The organism is Novilysobacter selenitireducens (assembly GCF_020026895.1).
Taxonomy (GTDB): Bacteria; Pseudomonadota; Gammaproteobacteria; order Xanthomonadales; family Xanthomonadaceae; genus Lysobacter_C; species Lysobacter_C selenitireducens.
This window is the reverse complement of sequence record NZ_JAINZW010000001.1, coordinates 81,212-96,501: the sequence shown is the minus strand read 5'-3', so window position 1 is coordinate 96,501 and position 15,290 is coordinate 81,212. Positions and strand designations below refer to the sequence as shown.

General features: G+C 68.1%; 17 protein-coding genes. 12 read left to right on the top strand and 5 right to left on the bottom strand.

The features are described 5' to 3' along the window. Positions 1-26 precede the first annotated feature (26 nt). The 5 genes from K6753_RS00425 (at position 27) to K6753_RS00405 (ending at position 3,780) form a co-directional block, all read left to right on the top strand. Positions 27-1,232 carry a tetratricopeptide repeat protein gene (locus K6753_RS00425; RefSeq protein WP_223674221.1) on the top strand — a complete coding sequence of 402 codons (1,206 nt, stop codon included), beginning with the start codon at positions 27-29 and terminating at the stop codon, positions 1,230-1,232. Between the two features lie 153 nt (positions 1,233-1,385). Then, positions 1,386-2,060, top strand: coding sequence for an energy transducer TonB (locus K6753_RS00420; protein WP_223674819.1), 675 nt, complete (start codon positions 1,386-1,388; stop codon positions 2,058-2,060). Positions 2,061-2,136: 76 nt separating this feature from the next. Next, a complete protein-coding gene (locus K6753_RS00415; RefSeq protein WP_223674220.1) occupies positions 2,137-2,889 on the top strand; it encodes a MotA/TolQ/ExbB proton channel family protein in 753 nt (250 codons plus the stop codon). A gap of 39 nt (positions 2,890-2,928) precedes the next feature. Next, a complete protein-coding gene (locus K6753_RS00410; protein ID WP_223674219.1) occupies positions 2,929-3,348 on the top strand; it encodes an ExbD/TolR family protein in 420 nt (139 codons plus the stop codon). 18 nt (positions 3,349-3,366) lie between these two features. Next, on the top strand, positions 3,367-3,780 hold the full coding sequence (locus K6753_RS00405) for an ExbD/TolR family protein (RefSeq protein ID WP_223674218.1): 414 nt from the start codon (positions 3,367-3,369) through the stop codon (positions 3,778-3,780). A 98-nt stretch (positions 3,781-3,878) separates the two neighbouring features. Here the strand turns inward: K6753_RS00405 and K6753_RS00400 are convergent, their stop codons facing one another. The 3 genes from K6753_RS00400 to cls form a co-directional block, all read right to left on the bottom strand. Continuing rightward, entirely contained in the window at positions 3,879-4,682 is an 804-nt protein-coding gene (locus K6753_RS00400; protein ID WP_223674217.1) for a pyridoxine 5'-phosphate synthase, read from the bottom strand. Between the two features lie 36 nt (positions 4,683-4,718). After that, positions 4,719-4,979, bottom strand: coding sequence for a hypothetical protein (locus K6753_RS00395; RefSeq protein ID WP_223674216.1), 261 nt, complete (start codon positions 4,977-4,979; stop codon positions 4,719-4,721). A gap of 75 nt (positions 4,980-5,054) precedes the next feature. Beyond that, on the bottom strand, positions 5,055-6,491 hold the full coding sequence (gene cls, locus K6753_RS00390) for a cardiolipin synthase (protein ID WP_223674215.1): 1,437 nt from the start codon (positions 6,489-6,491) through the stop codon (positions 5,055-5,057). 103 nt (positions 6,492-6,594) lie between these two features. Between cls and K6753_RS00385 the strand changes: the two genes are divergently transcribed. Next, on the top strand, positions 6,595-7,698 hold the full coding sequence (locus tag K6753_RS00385) for a PA0069 family radical SAM protein (RefSeq protein WP_223674214.1): 1,104 nt from the start codon (positions 6,595-6,597) through the stop codon (positions 7,696-7,698). Positions 7,699-7,764: 66 nt separating this feature from the next. Here the strand turns inward: K6753_RS00385 and K6753_RS00380 are convergent, their stop codons facing one another. Then, entirely contained in the window at positions 7,765-9,552 is a 1,788-nt protein-coding gene (locus tag K6753_RS00380; RefSeq protein ID WP_223674213.1) for an SLC13 family permease, read from the bottom strand. 91 nt (positions 9,553-9,643) lie between these two features. Between K6753_RS00380 and K6753_RS00375 the strand changes: the two genes are divergently transcribed. Next, positions 9,644-10,837, top strand: a complete 1,194-nt coding sequence (locus K6753_RS00375) for an ATP-binding protein (RefSeq protein ID WP_223674212.1) — start codon at positions 9,644-9,646, stop codon at positions 10,835-10,837. Next, on the top strand, positions 10,812-11,243 hold the full coding sequence (locus tag K6753_RS00370; RefSeq protein ID WP_223674211.1) for a response regulator: 432 nt from the start codon (positions 10,812-10,814) through the stop codon (positions 11,241-11,243). Before K6753_RS00375 ends, K6753_RS00370 begins: the two co-directional genes overlap by 26 nt. 48 nt (positions 11,244-11,291) lie before the next feature. Here the strand turns inward: K6753_RS00370 and K6753_RS00365 are convergent, their stop codons facing one another. Beyond that, complete coding sequence (locus tag K6753_RS00365; protein ID WP_223674210.1) at positions 11,292-12,023, bottom strand: 2OG-Fe(II) oxygenase; 732 nt, start codon at positions 12,021-12,023, stop codon at positions 11,292-11,294. A 343-nt stretch (positions 12,024-12,366) separates the two neighbouring features. Here K6753_RS00365 and K6753_RS00360 point away from each other — a divergent pair, with 343 nt between their 5' ends. From K6753_RS00360 to K6753_RS00345, 4 genes are all read left to right on the top strand, one after another. Further along, complete coding sequence (locus tag K6753_RS00360) at positions 12,367-12,969, top strand: hypothetical protein (protein WP_223674209.1); 603 nt, start codon at positions 12,367-12,369, stop codon at positions 12,967-12,969. After that, positions 12,966-13,595 carry a hypothetical protein gene (locus K6753_RS00355; RefSeq protein ID WP_223674208.1) on the top strand — a complete coding sequence of 210 codons (630 nt, stop codon included), beginning with the start codon at positions 12,966-12,968 and terminating at the stop codon, positions 13,593-13,595. Before K6753_RS00360 ends, K6753_RS00355 begins: the two co-directional genes overlap by 4 nt. Before the next feature lie 68 nt (positions 13,596-13,663). Next, positions 13,664-14,443, top strand: a complete 780-nt coding sequence (locus tag K6753_RS00350) for a hypothetical protein (RefSeq protein ID WP_223674207.1) — start codon at positions 13,664-13,666, stop codon at positions 14,441-14,443. A gap of 68 nt (positions 14,444-14,511) precedes the next feature. Further along, positions 14,512-15,285 carry a hypothetical protein gene (locus K6753_RS00345; RefSeq protein ID WP_223674206.1) on the top strand — a complete coding sequence of 258 codons (774 nt, stop codon included), beginning with the start codon at positions 14,512-14,514 and terminating at the stop codon, positions 15,283-15,285. The last annotated feature ends 5 nt before the right edge of the window (positions 15,286-15,290 follow it).

Below are 15,290 nucleotides of genomic sequence, written 5' to 3'. Positions count from 1 at the left end.
ACGCATCCCTGTTCCGAGGTATATCGATGAAGCCTTCCTTGACTCGTACCGTCCTGGCCGCTGCGGTGGGATCGGCATTGATGGTCGCCACCGTGGGCTCTGCGTTTGCCCAGTCTGCGGCAGAGCGCCGCGAACGCCAAGCCGAGCGCGGCCAGTCCGCTTCGTCCAGTACCACCGAATCTGCTTATGCCAACGCCACGCGCAAGGCGCCTTCGGCCAAGGCGTCCGCGCGCATGTCACCACGCCTGCAAAAGATGGTCGATCTCTACGACGAGGACAAAGGCACGGAAGCACGTGCTGCGGCTGAAGAAATCATCGCGAACGAACGCGCGAACGAGTATGACCGTGCCTTCGCTGCGCAGATCGCCGCCCAAGCGGCGTACGACGCGGATGACATGGTCGCCGCCATGAGCTACCTCAAGCGGGCGATCGAGTTCAATGGACTGGACAATGACGGACACTTCGGCGCGATGCTGATGCTGGGCCAGCTCCAGTTGCAGGAGGAGCAGTACGCCGAATCGATCGCAACGTTTGATCGATTCTTCCAGGAGTCGGGCAGCCGCAAGCCCGAGCACCTGGTACTCAAAGGCAATGCGCTCTATCGCATGGACCGGTTCCAAGAGGCCTCCGAGGTCCTGAAGGAAGCCGTTGACTCTTCGGATGAGCCTCGTGCCGACTGGCTCCAGTTGTTGGTGGCCACGTATATCGAAACGGGACAGGAAGCCGAGGCGTCCGCGCTGGCCGAGAGGATTGGTGCTGAGAACCCCAATGACAAGCGTGCGCAGATGAATCTGGCCGCGGTGTACATGCAGGGTGACCAGCTGGATAAGGCGGCCGCCGTTCTTGAGCGACTCCGGTTGGCCGGTCAGCTGACCGAGGACCGTGAATACAGGCAGCTCTACGGCACGTATCTCAATCTCGACGGTCAGGAGGCCAAGGCCGCTGAAGTGATCACCGAGGGTCTGGAGAAGGGCGTTCTGAAGCCAGACCATCAGGTCTACGTCGCCCAAGCCCAGGCGTACTACTTCTCGGACCAGATCGCCCCTGCGATCGAGGCCTATAAAAAAGCGGCGCCGCTGGACGATAACGGAGAGACGTACCTCAACCTGGCCAAGGTGCTGTGGCAGGAAGACCGGATCGCCGAGGCCAAGGAGGCCGCGCGCCAGGCCAAGACCAAGGGACTGGACAGCCCGAAGGAAGCCGACCAGATCATCGCCCTGCAAGGCAACTGATCCGGCAAACCCGCAGGCCCGGACCGTACTTGGAACCCCGGGTACGGTTTGGTATATGCTAGGTAGTTCCCGTCGCCGGAAACGGTTACGGGGATCCACTCGATGTCCCGCGGCGCGCTGTGCGTCCGGAAACCCCTCCCGAGCTTACGGCGCATGACGCAAGACCTCGAAATTCACGCATCCCACGACGACGGCGACGAAGGGCTGAACTGGGCACGTATTGCCGGTATCACCATGGCGATCACCGTGCACGCCATGGCCCTCCTGTTGCTGCTGGCGCCGATGGCTCCCCCGGCAGAGAACGCCGAGGAAGAAGAAGTCACCGTCGTCAACCTGATCAAGCCACCCCCGCCGCCGCCGCCGCCGCCGCCGCCGCCGCCGGAGCCTCCGAAGGAGCTCAAGCCGCCGCCGAAGCTGACGCCGCCGCAGCCGGCGCCGACGCCGCCGCCGCCGGAACAGCCGCCGGTGGTGTTCGAGGATCCGTCACCGATCGATCCGCCGGCGCCGCCTCCGGCCCCGCCGTCGCCTCCGGCTCCGGCGCAGTCGATCGGCTCCAGCGTCGACGCGTCCTCGCGTGCACTGAACCCGCCGCGCTACCCGCCCACCGAAGCCCGCCAGGGCGTTGGCGGTACCGTGGTGCTGGTGATCAGCATCGACGCCCAGGGCAACGTGCTGGACGTGTCGGTCGAAAAGTCCAGCCGCAACCGCAACCTGGATCGTGCTGCCATGGACGCGGCCCGCAAGTGGCGCTTCAACCCCGAGGTTCGCGACGGCGTTGCCGTGGCCAGCCGCGTGCGCGTCCCGGTCGATTTCGTTCCGCCGCGCTGATCGGGCGCACGGAACAGTTCACGCAACCCGCAACAGCTCCTCCTATCCACGACATATCTAATTAAAGGTAAGCGTCATGCTTCAGGAAACCACCAACGCCGCCGCCGCAGGGGCCAACAACGCCGAAGCCCTCCAGCAGATGAGCTTCGGCCACATGATCCAGAACTTCGATCTGGTGGCCTGGATCGTGTTCATCACCCTCGTGGTCATGTCGGCCATGTCGGTGTACTGGATGATCTTCAACGTGGTGCGCAACATGCGTCTGCGTCGCACTTCGGACCGCGTGATCAGCACGTTCTGGGAAACCCCGAACGCGCAGGACGCCATCCGCTACATGGAAGAGCAGCCGCGCAGCGAGCCGTTCTCCAAGATCGCGCTCGATGCCGCCCAGGCCGCGTCGCACCACCAGCGTCATGAAGGCTCGCGCCTGGTCGAGTCGCTGAACCGTTCGGAGTTCGTGGACCGCGCCCTGCGCCAGGCCGTGACCCGCGAGAGCGCACGCCTCGAAAGCGGCATGACCCTGCTGGCCTCGGTCGGTGCGACCGCGCCGTTCGTCGGTCTGCTCGGTACGGTGTGGGGCATCTACCACGCCCTGATCCGCATCGGCATGTCCGGCGATGCTTCGATGCAGGCGGTGGCGGGCCCGGTCGGCGAGGCGCTGATCATGACCGCGATCGGTCTGTTCGTCGCGATCCCGGCGGTGCTGGCGTACAACTTCTTCGTGCGCATCAACCGCAACACGTACAACAAGTTCGACACCTTCGCGCACGACCTGCACGACTTCTTCGCCACCGGCGCACGCGTCGGCGAAGTCCCGGTCAAGCGCTGATCGGCCGCGTAGTCAACCACGCCTCGTTGGAGTTCAGACATGGCTTTCAGTTCCGGAAATGACAGCGGCGGGCCCATGGCCTCGATCAACGTCACGCCCCTGGTGGACGTGATGCTGGTGCTGCTGATCATCTTCATGATCACGGCGCCGCTGATGACCCACAAGATCAAGGTGGAGCTGCCGGAGGCCGACCTGGACAATCGGGAAAGCAAGGTCGAGACGCCGCCGATCACGCTGGCGGTGCTGCAGGACGGTTCGTTGTTCTGGAACGACGAACCGATCTCCAAGGCCCTTCTGGAAAGCCGCCTCTCGGTGGAAGCCCAGAAGACGCCTCAGCCGCAGATCAACGTGCGTGGTGACCAGACGACCAAGTACCGCATCGTCCAGGAAGTGGTGCAGACCGCCCAGTCCCAGGGCATGCGCAAGGTCGGCTTCGTCGCCACCCCGCAGCGACCGTAACCGCCCGGAGATACAGAGATGGCTTTCACTTCAGACTCCAGCGGCGGCGCCATGGCCGACATCAACGTCACGCCCCTCGTGGACGTGATGCTGGTGCTGCTGATCATCTTCATGGTGACCGCGCCGATCCAGACCTACCCGATCGACGTCACGCTGCCGCAGCCGACGCTCAACCCGCCGCCCGTCCGGGCCGAACCGCCGCCGCCGATCCGGCTGCGGATCGACGCCGGTGGCCAGGTGTTCTGGAACGACAGCCCGCAGCCGCTGTCCGTACTGCCCACGTTGATGCGCGAGGCCGTCCAGGCCGATCCGACCAACCAGCCTACGCTGGAGATCGACACCAACGCCGACGCGGACTACGGCACGCTGGCAAAGGTGCTGGCGCACGCCAAGAACGCACAGATGGAAAAGATCGGTTTCGTACAGAACTGATCGAAACGACGCTTACCGCTTCAATTTTCAACGCCGCCCTCGGGCGGCGTTTTTTTTGGTCCCGACGGGCAATACGCCGCTTCGCGCCGGACCCTTCTTCAGGCCAGGGGTATCGAGCCGCCCCGCGACGCGTGGTCGATCACGGCGAGGTAGGCACGCACCGTGGCAGGCAGGCCGGCATGCAGCGCTTCACCGATCAGGGCGTGGCCGATGGAGACCTCGAGCACGCCCGGCACGGCGGCCAGGAACGGACCGAGGTTGTCCTGGTTGAGGTCGTGCCCGGCGTTGACGCCAAGGCCGGCCGCGGCCGCGGCCGCGGCCATTCCCGAGAACCGTTCGAGCCCTCGAATCAACCCGGCTCCCCCCTGCGATGCGGCTTCGGCATAGGGGCCGGTGTAGAGCTCGATGCGCTGTGCGCCCGTCGATGCGGCGGCGGTGGCCTGCGCTGTGGCCAATGCAGGATCCTCCGGCGCATCAGCGAACAGGCTGACCCGGCACCCCAGTGCCTGCAGCGATGCAACAAGAGGCCGCAGCCGGTCGGCATCCCTCTGGAAGTCGAAGCCGTGGTCGGACGTCAACTGCGCATCGCCATCCGGCACCAGCGTGGCCTGCGCCGGTCGCGTGGCCTCGCACAACGCGAGGAAACCGGGGTAGCCGGGTCGGGGCGGCGCAAACGGATTGCCTTCAAGGTTGAATTCCACGCCGCGCTCCAGCGTCAGCGCGGCCAACGCCATCACGTCGTCGGTGCGGATATGGCGGGCGTCGGGGCGCGGATGCACGGTGATGCCGTGCGCGCCGGCATCCAGGCAGGCGATGGCCGCCTCGACCACGTCCGGGTCCCGTCCGCCGCGTGAATTGCGCAGCACGGCGACCTTGTTGACGTTGACGCTCAGCCGGGTCATCGCGACGTCACCGGCAGGGCCGGGCAGGACTGCATCTCACGGCTGGCCGTCAGGCCGCGCCGCCTGTTCGCGACGCGCCTGTGCCTGCTCGCGGAGCCGGTGCAGCTCGACGGGATCGACCAGCTGCGACTCGTCGCGGGTCCGGCTGCCCACGCGCTGTGAAAGCCAGCCCACGATCCACGCCGACAGCAGCACCAGTGCGGCGACCAGGCACAGCACCAGCACGCCCACCGAGGTGGTCTTGAAGGCGGCGACCAGTGCGGCCACGCACAGCAACAGAAACAACCAGGGCCACATGGCCGGACTCCGCGGGGAAGGACCGCGCCAGTGTAGCGGGCCGCTTGAGTGCCTCAAGCCCTCCGGCGACGCGCGCTACAGAAGCGGCGACACAAGGCGGGCCAGCGCTTCGGGCAGCCGCGCGCGCCACAGCGGGCGGTCGCGGTCGTCCTTCACCGGCACGCAGTCATTGCACTCGTGTTCGATCAGCGTCTCCAGGCGCGACGCGAGCGCCTTGTCGGCGAACATCACCGAGACCTCGAAGTTGAGGCGGAAGCTGCGGTGGTCGAAGTTCGCACTGCCGATGATCGCGAAATCCTCGTCGCACAGCAGCGCCTTGGTGTGCAGCAGCCGTGGGCCGTACTCGTAGATCTTCACGCCGGCGGCGAGCAGCTCGTCGAAGTACGAACGCGCCGCGAACGTCACCAGCCGGCTGTCGCTGAGCTTGGGCACCAGCAAGCGCACGTCCAGCCCGCCCAGTGCCGCGGAAGTCAGGGCCATGCGCGCGGCCTCACCGGGCACGAAGTAGGGCGTCACCAGCCACGCCCGCCGCCGGGCGGCATGGATCGCGCTGACGTGCGCGCGATGGATCGCCTCCCATGACGAATCCGGTCCCGACACGACCACCTGCGTCGCGATCGAACCCGGGGTGGACGGGCCTTCCGGCATCGCCAACGGCGGTTGACCGGTGGCGTAGGTCCAGTCCTCGATGAAGACCAGCTGCAACGCCCGGACCACGTCGCCTTCCAGTCGCAGGTGCAGGTCGCGGTACGCGTCGCTGCGCAGCCGCTCGTCCTGCTCGTCGGTGACGTTCATGCCGCCGGTGAAACCGACTACATCGTCGATCACGACGATCTTGCGGTGGCTGCGCAGGTTGAGCCAGGGGCGCTTCCAGAACCAGCGCAGGCGCATCGGGTGGAACCACGCCACCTCGCCGCCGGCATCGACGAGCGGTTGCAGGAAGCGCCGGTTGACCTTGCCGGCACCGATGGCGTCGAGCAGCAGCCGCACCTCGACACCGGCCTTCGCGCGCTCGATCAAGGCGTCGCGCAGCGCCGTGCCGGTCGCGTCGGGTTCGTAGATGTAGTACTCCAGGTGCACGCGGTGGCGGGCCTGTGCCACGGCCTCAAGCAGGGCGGGGTACTTGCCGCTGCCGTCGACCAGCAGGTCGACGCGGGTGGCGGTGGTCGGCGGCAGCCGCGTGGTGGCCTGCACCACCCGCGCCAGTTCAACCGCCTCGGCGCTCGGGTTGAGGCCGTCGGGCGGGGGCGGCAACGCCGCGCGCGCGCGTCCGCGACGCAACTTCTGCCGGCGGATGCGCTGCGGGCCGAACACGTAGTAGATGAGAAAGCCGAGGTACGGCAGCGCCGCCAGGCTGATCAGCCAGCTGATCGTGGCCACCGGCTCGCGCTTCTGCAGCACGATCCAACCACCCAGCCCGATGAAGTAGGCCACCCAGCCCAGCGTCAGGTACAGGCCCAGGTGGGGAATCGAGACGAACGCCTCCCAGAGGCCGTGCAACCAGTCGAACATGGAGTCCCCGTGAACCGTTCAGTGCCGTCGCAGGCGCTGCGACCGGGCGAGCGTAGCCTATGCCGGTTGAAGACCGTGCCCCACGCCGTGTACCCGACGACCCGTGCCTGACGTTCCCATCGACGACGCCCGCAAGCCGACCGCGCCGGTCAAAGGACGCGGGGCCGCCTCGCGCGTGGCCGGACGTTTCGCCGTCACCGAGGCGGTCGGCAGCGACGATGGCTGGGGTTCGGTCTACGAGGACATCGCCGACACGCCCAACCCCGCCACCCGCGTGCGCGAGGAACAGGCGCGCACCGTCATCAGCCGCAACGACTCGCCCGATATCGGCTTCAGCCAGTCGGTCAACCCGTACCGGGGGTGCGAGCACGGCTGCGTGTATTGCTTCGCGCGGCCATCGCACAGCTACCTCGACCTCTCGCCGGGGCTGGATTTCGAGACGCGCCTGTTCGCCAAGACCAATGCCGCCGAGCGCCTTCGCCATGAACTGGCCAAGCCCGGCTACCGGCCCGCGCCGATCGCGCTGGGCATCAACACCGAGGCATACCAGCCCATCGAGCGCCGCTACCGGGTGACACGGCAGGTGCTGGAGGTGCTGGCCGAGTGCCGCCACCCGGTGAGCTTCGTCACCAAGAGTGCGCTGATCGAACGCGACCTTGACGTGCTGTCGGACCTGGCGCGCGACCGGCTGGTGACCGTGTACTTCTCCGTGACCACGCTCGACAACCGGCTGGCCTCGCGCATGGAGCCGCGCGCCACCGCGCCACATCGCAAGCTCAAGGCGATGCGCGCCCTGCACGAGGCCGGGGTGCCGGTCGGCGTGATGGTCGCGCCGGTGGTGCCGATGATCACCGACAGCGAACTCGAACAGATCCTGGAATCAGCGCACGATGCCGGCGCCCGCGCGGCGGGGTACGTGCTGCTGCGGCTGCCGCATGAGCTGAAGCAGGTGTGGCGCGAGTGGCTCGAACTGCACTACCCCGAGCGCGCCGCACACGTCATGAGCCTGGTCCGACAGATGCGCGGCGGCAAGGATTACGACGCCAACTTCGGCACGCGCATGCGCGGGCAGGGCCCGTTCGCGGACCTGATCGCCCAGCGCTTCGCCAGGGCGCATCGCCGGCTGGGGTATGGCCGCCTGCCGCCGCTGGACTGCAGCCACTTCGTCGCGCCGCGCAAGCCTTCGCCCCAAGGGCAGTTGTTCTGAGGGCGGGCACGGAGAGCAGGGAGCAGCCGCCAGACCCGGCTGCGTCGCGTGTCCTCCGACTCCGCGCTAGAACAACGGCCCACCCAGCCACAGCCAGCGCGCCATCCACGCACTGACGAACGCCATCAGCGCCGTCAGCGGCAACCCGATGCGCAGGAAGTCGGCGAAGCGGTACTGCCCCGGGCCCAGGATCAGCAGGTTGCCGTGGTGCCCGATCGGGGTCAGGAACGACACCACCGCGCCCAGCGCCGTGCACACCACGAACGGCGTGGGCGGATGGCCCAACGCCTGCGCGACCGCCACGGCGACCGGACCGAGCAGCACCGTGGTCGCCGCGTCCGACAGGATCTGGGTCAGCAGGCCCGCCACGGTGAACATCACCAGCAGCACCGCCAGCGTCGGCCAGTCCGACACCAGGTGCAGCAGGCCGCCCGCCAGCAGCTGCGCCGTACCGGTCTGTTCCATGGCGATGCCCAGCGGGATCACGCCGGCGATCATCACGAAGATGCGCACGTCGATCTCGCGGTAGGCCTGGTCGATGTCCACGCAGCGCAGCGCCACCATCGCCACTGCACCCAGCAGGAACGCCAGCGGCGCGGGCAGCCATTCGGTCGCGGCGGCGAGGATCGTCAGGCCTAGGATCGTCAGCGCCAGCGGCGCACGCACCCGGCGCTTGGCCTCGCCCGCGAACGGCACCAGCATCAGGAACCCGTGGTGCGCGGCCAGTTCCGCGAACCGTGCCGGCTTGCCCCACAGCACCAGCAGGTCGCCCTCGCGCAGGCGCGCGTCGGCCAGGCGCGACGCGATCGCCCCGTCGCGTCGCCACAGCCCGGCGATCACCGCGGAGAACCTTCTCGAGAAATCCAGCTCGCGGACCGAGTGGCCGATGAACTCCGAGCCGGGCGCCACCACGGCCTGCACCAGCTGCGGCTCACCGTCGCCGGTAACCGTATCGCCGAAGCGGGCGATGGCGTTGAGGTCAAGGCCTTCGTCGTCGTGCAGCGACGCCAGCGCATCGGCCGACGCCTCCACCAACAGCACGTCGCCGGTGAGCAGCGGGCTGCTGTCGCCGAGGTCGCGCCGACGCTTGCCATCGCGCAGCCAGCCCAGCAGGCGGAACCTGTCGCCCAGCGCCTTGTTCAGCTCGGCCAGGGGGCGCGTGCTCCAGCGCGAGCCCTCCACGATCAGCAGCTCGGTGCGGTAGCGGTCCAGCCGCATGTACTCGTCGTCGCCGGCGTCGCCACCGCGCTTGGGCAGCACCCAGCGCGCCAGCAGCATGTAGGCCATGCCGACCAGCACCAGTGCGATGCCGATCGGGGTGATCGAGAAGATGCCCAGGCCGTCGCTGCCGGTGCGTTCGATCAGGTTGTCGGCCAGCAGGAACGCCGGCGCACTGACCAGCGTGAGTGTCGTGCCCAGCGACGCGGCGAACGACATCGGCATCAGCAGCCGCGATGCGGACAGCCCCCGCAACTTGGCGAAGCGCGTGAGGATCGGCAGCATCATCGCCGTCACCATCACGTGGTGGGTGAACGACGACAGCGCCGCGACCACCGGCATCACCACCGCGATCGCGCGCGTTTCGCTGCGCCCCCCTACCTGCCCGATCCACTGGCCGATGCGCTCGGTGATGCCGGTCGCCGCCAGACCACCGGAAATCACGAACACCGCCGCGATGATGATCGCCGGCTCGCTGGCGAAGCCCGACAGTGCCTGTTGCGAATCCAGCACCCCGGTCAGCACCAGTGCAAGCAGGGTCAGCATCGCAGTCACGTCCACGCGCAACCGTTCGCTGACGAACAGGTACAGTGCGCCCGCCAGGATCAGCAGGAAGAGGATCTGGGGGAGGTCCATGGCGCGCATTGTGCGGGAGGCCCGGGGCGATGCGTGCACCGGCCCATCACGACGGCGATCGTTACACTTGCGTCCAAAATAGAGAGTCGCGATGTCCCTGTTCGAAGCCAAGCCGCCGCAGACCGGAGACCGCCCCGTCCCGGATGCGATGTTCCGGCTGGCGCTGGCGGGCTCGCCGCTGCCCGTGGCGATTCTCGACGGCCACGGCGCGTGGCGTTACGCCAACCCCGCGTTCGAGCAGTTGCTGGGCCAATCGCCCGACGCCCCGCAAGGCGCATCCGCCGCCGACCTGTTCCACCCAGACGACCGCCTCGCATTTGAAGAAGCGATGCAGGCGGTCGCCTCCGGCCAGCTGCCTTCGGTCGAATCGGCCCGACGCTGCCTGCGTGCCAACGGCGGCGAAGTGTGGGTGCAGGCGACGTTGTCGGCCATCGAGGATCCCGGCCGCGAGACATCGTCCGCCCCATCCGACGTGCTGCTGACGCTGCGCGACCTGGGTGCCGAACGCAGCGGCCAGGCCACGCTCCGCCACCACGCCGGAGACGATGTGCAGATGGCCGAAGCGGCCCAGCAGCAGTTGCAGATGTTTGCCGACTCGGTCGCGCACGACCTGCGCGCGCCATTGCGTTCGATCGAAAGTTTCGCCGGGCTCTTGGAGAAGCGCTGCGGCCCGGAGCTCGACGACGGCGGCCGCGACCACCTGCAACGCATCCGTGCCGCCGCTGCGCGAATGGGGAGCCTGCTCACCGGGCTGGGCGACCTTTCCACCGCGACCCGCAGCGAACTCAAGCCGGCCACGGTCGACCTGTCGATGCTGGCCGACTGGGTGCTGGCGGAGCTCCAGGATGCCGAGCCGGACCGCGCGGCCGATCTCGAAATCACACCCGACCTGCGGGTGCAGGGCGATGAGCGACTCCTGAAACTCATGCTGACCCACCTGCTCGGCAACGCGTGGAAGTTCTCCCGCGACCGTGACGTGGTGCGCATCCAGGTGGTAGGCGAAGCGCGCGAAGGACGGCTGCATGTGCAGGTCCGGGACGCCGGTAGCGGTTTTGACATGCGCTATGCTCGCAAGCTGTTCGAGCCCTTCCAGCGCCTGCACGGCCCCGATGCCGGAGGCGGCCATGGCCTGGGGCTGGCGGCGGCACATCGCATCGCGGCGCGCCATGGTGGCACCCTCAGCGGCGAGTCCGTTCCCGGCGAGGGCGCCACGTTCCACATTGATCTTCCCACCGCGTGCGCGACCGAGGAATCTGCCGATGCACAAGGACATCCTGCTGGTTGAAGACAATCCGGACGATGTCGAACTGACCCGGATCGCCTTCGACGAAGCCAAGATCGCCAACAACCTGGTGGTGGTGGGCGACGGTGCCGAGGCGCTGGACTACCTGTTCGCGCGCGGCGCCTATGCCGGTCGCGATGCCCACGACCTGCCGTCGATCGTCCTGCTCGACCTCAACCTGCCCAAGGTCGACGGACGCGAGGTGTTGCAGGCGATCCGCGCCAATGACACGACCCGCACGCTGCCGGTCGTGGTGCTGACCACCAGCACCGAGCCCTTCGATGTCGAAGCCAGCTACGCGCTGGGCGTCAACAGCTACATCCAGAAGCCGGTGGATTTCGAGCAGTTCGTCTGGGCGGTGAAGCAGGTCGGCCTGTACTGGCTAGTGTTGAACCACCCGCGCACCTGACGCGGCGACTCCGGCACCCCGATCCGGCACCCAGCCGCGCGGGTGGCATCACCCCCCGAACAACGCCTCCGCCCGCTGGAACTGCACCCAGCTGGTGGCGATGACCTTGTCGCCCCCCTGCGGCCGATTGCCGCGGTGGGTGTGGGTGAAGGCCGCGGGCGCGATCAGCAGTGAGCCCGTCCGCGGTGCGATGACGCGGTGCTGGTGGAGGAACTCGGTTCCGCCCGCTTCGAAGCCGTCATTGAGGTAGACCGTCCACAGCAGGTGCCGGTGCAGGGTCTCGGCGCGCGGGTCGCGCGGATACAGCTCGCAATGCCAGTACGGGTAACCGCCACGGCCGCCGGTGTAGCGTTGCAGGTTGATCGCGCCGGGCCGGAACACGGTCTGCATGACATCGGCCAGCGCCGCGTCGTCCATCGTCTGCACGCGTTCGGCGGTAAGCCGCCGCCGCGTACCGTCCGCGTCCGGGGTCTCCAGCATCAGCGGCGCGATCAGCGCATACGGGTACCGCCGCAGGTACCGCATCAGTCCACGGAACACCGCCTGGTTCAGGGCGCCTTCGGCATCACGCCAGTCGGGCCGGCCGCTGATGGTGATGTCGAGGCTGTCCTTGAGGTCGGGCATCACGCCGCTGCCCACCTGGCCCGGGCGCCCGTCGGGGCTGGCGGCGAAGCGCTCCACCAGCGCCCGGCACCAGGCCGGATCCAGGGCATCGGGGTAGACCTCGATGAAGTCGCCCCCGATGAAATCGTCCTGATCGTTCGCGCGTGGGTCGGTCATCGCGGCAACGGAGTTTTTCCGGAAAGCGGCCATCCTCGCACGCGCTTTGCGGGTTTCAAATGCGTAACACGGCTGTCGGCAACCGTTTGTTCGCCGTGAAACCGACGTGAAAGCCTTCGGGCGTGCCTGACCGGGGCCCCGCGTCGGTCAGGCTGCCGTCGCGCGCGCCGGAACCCCGTTTCAGGAATGAAACCTTTCCCGCCCTGCGCGAACGCGCACGGCTCGAACGCCGAAGAAATCCCCTTGTGTTTCAGGGCGTTGCCGGGTTGGCACGGAACTGGCGCTGTTGTCCCTGCCGCCGACATGCCTGTGCATGCCGGCCACGCCGACAGGGGAGTCTCCGATGCCATCCACCGCCGTCACCCGCCATCGCGTCCCGCGTGCCCTGCCGGCATTGCTCGGCTCGGTCGTGGCACTGGTGCTGCTCGCCGCGGCACCGGTGCGTGCGCAGGACACCGGACCGGCCGTGGAAGGCACGCCCGGTGGGAGCGACGGCGCTGCCAGCGCCGGGACGGCAAAGGACCCGACCGTGGTCATCGCGCGCACCGTTCAACCGCGCGTCGCGTACCGCGGCGTACCGCTCGAAGAAAACCCGATCCACAGCGAAGCCACCACGTTTCCGGGTCTCGTGTTCCACGGGACCATGGACTCGGTGCTGGGCGAGCTGGTCGAGGGCGAACTCGGACAGCACGGCTCGGCCGGCGTCATGGCCGGTGCCGCAGTGGAGTCGGCCGTCGGCCGCGGCCTGTCGGGCCTGACCGGCGGCACCCTTCTCGGCGCGGGCGCCGGTGCGGGCTCCGCCCCCTCCCTTGGACCGGGTGCCAGCGCCGGCGGAGCGGTCGGTGGCGTCGGCACGGCCGTCGGCAACGCGACCTCCAATATCGGCAGCCTGGTCACCAACACCGTGATGCAGGCCGTCGGCACCACCCAGGGCGGTGGGCCGTGAACCTCGCCGCCACCGCCCTGTCGATCCTGCTGCTGGTGTCCGGCCCGGCGTGGGCATCGGACGACACGCCGCTCGACCAGGCGGTGATCGAAGGCGCCGCCGTGAGCGGCGCGCAGGGTCGCATCGCCGTGAACCAGGCCGCCGGCACCGGCAATGCGCAGGCCAACCTCGGGGCCCTCGCAACCAGCGACGGCGGCCTGGGCCTCGTGGGCGTGCACGCCGCGCAGAAGCCGGGCGCGACCTCGCCCGCCCTGCGCGAGCGCGATGCCGCCGCCCACATCCAGCACGGCGCGTTCTCGGGCAGCCAGGGCGTGCTCTCGGTCAACCAGATCGCGGGCAGCGGCAACGCGCAAGCCAACCTTTTCATGGTCGGACAGGGCCCGCAGGGCGTTGTCGCGGCCGGCGTGCACGGCATTTCCGGCATCGACGACGCGGCGCTGGCCGATGTCGCCGGCGATGCCAACACCACTGAGGGGGCCGTGGTCCCGTCCTGGCGGAGAGAGGCCGTGATCGCGGACGACGCGTTCCGCGGCAGCCAGGGCGTGGTCCAGGTCAATCAGACGGCGGGAGTGGGCAACAGCTCGACCAACGCCATCGTGCTCCAGCTGCCCGGGGGCACTCCGTAACACCACATCAGGCAGCACCACCTGCAACACCACGGCACCACAACGACGACACCACCAGGAGAGAGATCATGAAAGTCCGCACCACCCTTCTCGCCATTGCCCTTGGCAGCCTGTTCTCGACCGCCGCGTTCGCCGAAGGCGACGATGCGACGATCTACAGCGACTGGGACATGCTCAACAGCATCTATGTCATCGGCGACATCTACGCCTACGGCGAGATTCGCGTCGCGAGCGAGTCCGGCGCACTGGTCGACCAGGACCAGCTGACCGAAGGCAACGTGTCCTACGGCGACGGCGACAACAGCGCCTCCGCTTCGGGTGACGCACTGAGCGCTGCCTCGGGCAACATCGGCGCCAACATCGCCGCAGGCGTGGGCAACGCCCAGGCCAACGACGTCGCACTGTCGTCGGTTGACGGCGACCGCGTGTTCGCTTCGGCCATGGTGTTCAACAGCCAGACCACGGCGATCAACGGTGCCACCGACTACCCGAGCGGCCCGGACAACCAGCTGTTCAACGACGCCTCGGTTTCCGACAACGTGCTGTCGGGTGCCTCGGGCAACATCGGCCTGAACGTCGCCGCCGGCGTGGGCAACGCCCAGTCCAACGGCATGGCCGCCTCGGTCAACAGCTCCGGCACGATCGCCAAGGCCAGCGCCGACAGCGAGCAGTTCACGATCTTCAACGAGCTGCTGGCCAACTGCGACCTGGACAACACCGCTTCGCTCAGCGGCGCGGCCCTGTCCTCGGCCGTCGGCAACATCGGCGTGAACATCGCCGCTGGCGTCGGCAACGCGCAGCACAACGGCCTGTCGATCGCGGTCGCCTCGTGCGGCACCTGCGACTGATCCCACCCCTGTGAAACCCGCGGGGGCGGATCAGCGCCCCCGCACATCCACAACGAGGAGAGACCAAGATGAAAACGCACCTGAAGGCCCTTGCCATCGCACTGCTCGCCATCTCCGCCCCGGCCATGGCCGAAGGCGACGATGCGACGATCTACACCGGCTGGGACATGTACAACAGCATCTGGGTGTACGGCGACGTGTTCGCGTATGGCGATATCCGCGTGGCCAGCGAGTCCGGCGCGCTGGTCGACCAGGACCAGACCACCTTCGCCAACGGTTCGGCCGGTGACGGCGACAACGACGCCTTTGCTTCCGACAATGCCCTGCGCGGCGCGTCGGGCAACATCGGCGCCAACATCGCCGCCGGCGTGGGCAACGCCCAGGCCAACGACGTCGCACTGTCGTCGGTCGACGGTAACGCGGTGTTCGCGTCCGCCATGGTGTTCAACAGCCAGTGGACCTACGGCAACGGCGGCACCGACAACGGCCGGCCGGACAACCAGCTGTTCTACAACGCGTCCGTGGGCGACAACGTCCTGGCCGCCGCCTCCGGCAACATCGGCCTGAACGTGGCCGCCGGCGTCGGCAACGCGCAGTCCAACGCGCTGGCCGCTTCGGTCAACAGCTCGGGCAACCTCGCCAAGGCCAGTGCCGACAGCGAGCAGTGGACCGAGTTCAACGAGCTGCTCGCCTGGTGCGACCTGGACAACACCGCGTCGCTCAGCGGCAACGCGCTGTCCCAGGCCGTCGGCAACATCGGCGTCAACATCGCCGCCGGTGCAGGTAACGCGCAGCACAACGGTCTGTCGATCGCCGTCGCCTCGTGCGGCACCTGCGACTGACACCA